This window comes from Bifidobacterium sp. POST2/T3 (B1) (assembly GCF_058197115.1).
Map to the genome: position 1 here is coordinate 1 of NZ_JBVPQK010000267.1, position 3,692 is coordinate 3,692.

General features: G+C 54.5%; 3 protein-coding genes. 1 reads left to right on the plus strand and 2 read right to left on the minus strand.

Annotated features, from left to right (window positions below; all coding sequences use genetic code 11):
• Positions 1-553: 553 nt before the first annotated feature.
• On the minus strand, positions 554-1,663 hold the full coding sequence (locus AC0AP0_RS10245) for a helix-turn-helix domain-containing protein (protein WP_261254031.1): 1,110 nt from the start codon (positions 1,661-1,663) through the stop codon (positions 554-556).
• A complete protein-coding gene (locus AC0AP0_RS10250; protein WP_261254030.1) occupies positions 1,660-2,283 on the minus strand; it encodes a hypothetical protein in 624 nt (207 codons plus the stop codon). The genes AC0AP0_RS10245 and AC0AP0_RS10250 overlap by 4 nt, the downstream gene beginning before the upstream one ends.
• A gap of 349 nt (positions 2,284-2,632) precedes the next feature.
• On the opposite strand from AC0AP0_RS10250, the gene trmD reads away from it, so the two are divergent.
• Entirely contained in the window at positions 2,633-3,583 is a 951-nt protein-coding gene (trmD, locus tag AC0AP0_RS10255; RefSeq protein ID WP_490430385.1) for a tRNA (guanosine(37)-N1)-methyltransferase TrmD, read from the plus strand.
• Positions 3,584-3,692 lie beyond the last annotated feature (109 nt).

A 3,692-nucleotide genomic window follows, 5' to 3' on the forward strand; every position in this document is an offset into this window, starting at 1 on the left:
GGACCGTCCGCTCCTAACGCATCAGACTGTTCGCATAGCCATCTCCACGGATCCGTACGGCATGGCATCATCCGATGTCGCTCTCATTGCAGTTTGCGCAACGGTTATAGCTCTCTGGCTGCGTTGATGACATCTTCCAAGGTGGCGCCGGACTTACAGCCGCATGCTGCGAAGAGCCGGTTCACCTCCATAACCTTTGAAGACCCAGCTAGTGTAGCACCCACAGGTATACCAATCCGCGCTCACTCTGTACCTGAGCAGGCTTGGGTAGAGTTGGCGACATCGAGATTTACTGTTAACGCTGATGTGTCTCCTGCAACTCACGTTCACCATCGATCAGGCTAGGCTACTCTCCGTTGGTTTTTTAACTTTGCCACGACTTCGATGATCCTGGACAAGTCAGCCCTCGCTGTTCCGGTCATACTTTCCTGTTCTGTCAACAAAGAACCCACTGAGCTTCTTTTTTGACTTGACATTACCGGCATGTAAGTCATTTCCGAATATCTTGCTGACGAATATGGCCTTTATGGAGATACTTCTATAGCCGCTTTGCCTATCTCATGGTCGTCCAGCTCGCCGCCTTTTCCGTCAGCCTGTTGTCACACCAATCGTTCGCCAGTTCGAAGGGAACACCAAGGAATCCCTCAATCCCATCCCTGGGCACCGTGGAACGACCAGTGTCGTCCAGTCCACCGAATGCACGGCCGAGCATTTGAGCAAGACGCACCGGATGCTCCGTCTTGACCTCCACGGGCTCATGCTTTATCCAGTGACGCTGTGCCATGCGAACGTACAGGGATTTGTATTTGTCTCCATCGATCAGGCCGAGATCGAAGGCTCTGCGCACGGCCGCACCAATGGAAATTCCCCACCCGGACTTTACGTACAGGTAGTCCTCCAGCATCATGCTCGGGCTGATGACCGCTCTCGCGTCGGACTCAGGAAGAAGGAATTCACCAGCAAACTCGTTAGCCTCCCTCTCCATCAAGGACACATCCTTGGGACGGCGGTACCGGTGCAAAACCAGATGCCCTAGCTCATGAGCAATAGTGAATCTGAGCCGGTCACCAGGCTTGTTTTCGGGAAAATAGCCTATAAGGGCCTTGTCTGGGTAAGTAACTCCATCACTGACGGAATCAGCCACCTTCGTTGTCAGCGGTGCAATGATCACTCCTTTACGTTCCACGCTTCGGATCATGTTACGCACTGCTCCCGTGGAAGGCAGACCCAGTATCGCGCGCGTGTTTGCCGCAATGCGACGGACTCCTTGTTCCTGCGGGTCAAAGGTCGGTGCAATCTCATCAAGCCAGGAGGCAGTCTTATCTGGCACATTCGACATCGAACTGACCCTGGAGGCCGTGTCCGACAACATCTCGAACTCCGCACAGATGCGATTGCTGAGATTTCTTGTAATTGTTTTCTTGCGACGAAAGGCGAGACGATTCCAGTCAAGACCTGGCTCGCGCAGCATGAAGAAAGACAATGGAAGGCTGGTTGCGTAGGCTATCTTTTCGACGCTCGACTCCGTAAGATGCGCGGTCGAACTGGCGACCAGCATGCCGATGTAGGTCGGGGTCATGCCAGAACGCTCAGCAAGCTCTTTCTTGGTCCAACCCCGATACTTCCGTGCAAGCTCAATGCGCGTGGGGTTGAAGTCATTCATCGGACCGTCTCTTCCCTTTCTTCTTCGACAATTGTATTTGAGCGTGGGACCAACAGCTCATTTTCCTCGTCATCACCGTTAAACGCCATACCCTTGAAACCTTCACCCATCTGAAGAACCATGAGGGCAATGCAGGGAGCGCCCTTAGGAAACCGGCCGGTTCCAGTAGGCTGGTAGGCAGAACAATGGAAAATGCCATTTGCTTCGGTCCAAACCAGGACGATTTCCGAGTCGCTCAGTGGCTTCTTGCCGGAAAGCTCCTGGTCGAGCATAGCTGGTTGCACCCATGCCTCCCTACGCCGTAAGTTCGGACCGGCGGGAGGAACACTTCCCTCGAATTTGAACTTCTTGAGGAATCGAAGCCTGAGGCCTGAGCCGGTATTGCGCAGATGAAGGCAGGAAGTGGACTTCGTAAGTTGCCAGCCGTCGATTGGCTCATCTGCGATTTCTGCGCGGAGCGTCGCATTGAAGTTGTCTGCATAGAGCTTCGGATACTTAATTCGAGGAGTGCCAAGCGTGTTCATGGCCGACAGTGAGCGAAGCCTGGCCTGCGGCAACAATGTTGGAAGGGCATCATTGATTGGCGTGAGGTTCTGACGAATGAGCTCAAGTTTTTCCAAGGAGTCTCCTTAAAACGCGTATATCTTGTTTGATATCGGGATCATTGTTGTATTTTACTATCTGAGTTTGAGTTTACTGCCACAAAATTAATCTATCAAATCGGAATCGGCACAGATACAATCGATCTTGCCTTGCCAAGGTTGTCACGAATCCTCAAGGCGACAAGTACGAGGCGACGATACTGTCCACTGAGCTGACCATGTCCGAACAGTTGATGCAAAGTGGTCATCAATCTGACAGAGTCGTTGGAAACGAGGCTTACTATCGTGGTGAATCTTCAGGCGAACTCAAAAACCTGCCATTCCGCGCCCGATTCCGACTCGAACAGGCTTGGGTAGAGTTGATGACATGCAAATCGATATTGTCTCCGTCTTCCCTGAATATTTTGACGTGACTGGACTCAGCCTGCTGGGCAAGGCCCAGGAAAACGGCCTGGTGACCATACATGCCCACAATCTGCGCGACTGGACCCATGACGTGCACCACTCCGTGGACGATACGCCGGTAGGAGGCGGAGCTGGCATGGTTATGAAACCCGAAGTCTGGGGCCAGTGCCTGGACGACCTGCTGGACATGCCAGACGGATCGACTCGGCAACAACCACCCACGGACCAGACAGTTGGCACCGCTGAAGTAGAAGAGCAAAAAGAAGCGATGAAGAGTTCCGGCGGCGAAAGCGATGGCATAGCATCCGAGGCAGATTCATCTGCAGACAGCCACAAGGCTGGCGTGGCCGAACCAATCCTGATCTTCCCCAACCCATCCGCTCCTCTGTTCACCCAGGCCGATGCAACCGAGCTGTCACAGGCGAAGAGGCTGGTATTCGGCTGCGGCCGATACGAGGGCTACGACGCACGCATCCCCGACTACTACCGGAATAAGGGGACCGACGTCCGGGAGTACTCCATCGGTGACTACGTGCTCAATGGGGGCGAGGTGGCTGTCTCGGTCATGCTGGAGGCCATCACACGTCTCCTGCCCGGTTTCATGGGCAATCCTGAATCCATCGTGCAAGAGTCCTATACCGGGGATGAGCCGCTGCTGGAATATCGCCAGTACACACGTCCCACCACCTGGCGCGGCATGGCCGTGCCCGAGATACTGACCAGCGGCGACCACGGAAAGGTGGACAGGTTCCGGCGCAACGAGGCCATCAGGCGAACCAGTCGGATCCGTCCCGACCTGATTGCCAGATTGGATTGCTCAACCCTGGATAAGCATGACCGGCGTCTTTTGGAAGACCTGGGCTGGGATACACGGGAAACCCATCCGAGACCTCTGGATCAGCCGTCGATTTGATCAGCTGTCCGATTGCGGGGATAATCGACGAGCCGTCAGATAGTAGACTGCTGTCTCCCCATAGCTGCGAGCCTGATCAATGGCCCATCCTTCAGGAGCCGTGGGCGGC

Excerpts from the sequence above, each read along its gene's own strand:
- AC0AP0_RS10245 (WP_261254031.1), bottom strand. The coding sequence starts at position 1,663 with ATGAATGACTTCAACCCCACGCGCATTGAGCTTGCACGGAAGTATCGG.
- trmD (WP_490430385.1), top strand. The coding sequence starts at position 2,633 with ATGCAAATCGATATTGTCTCCGTCTTCCCTGAATATTTTGACGTGACT.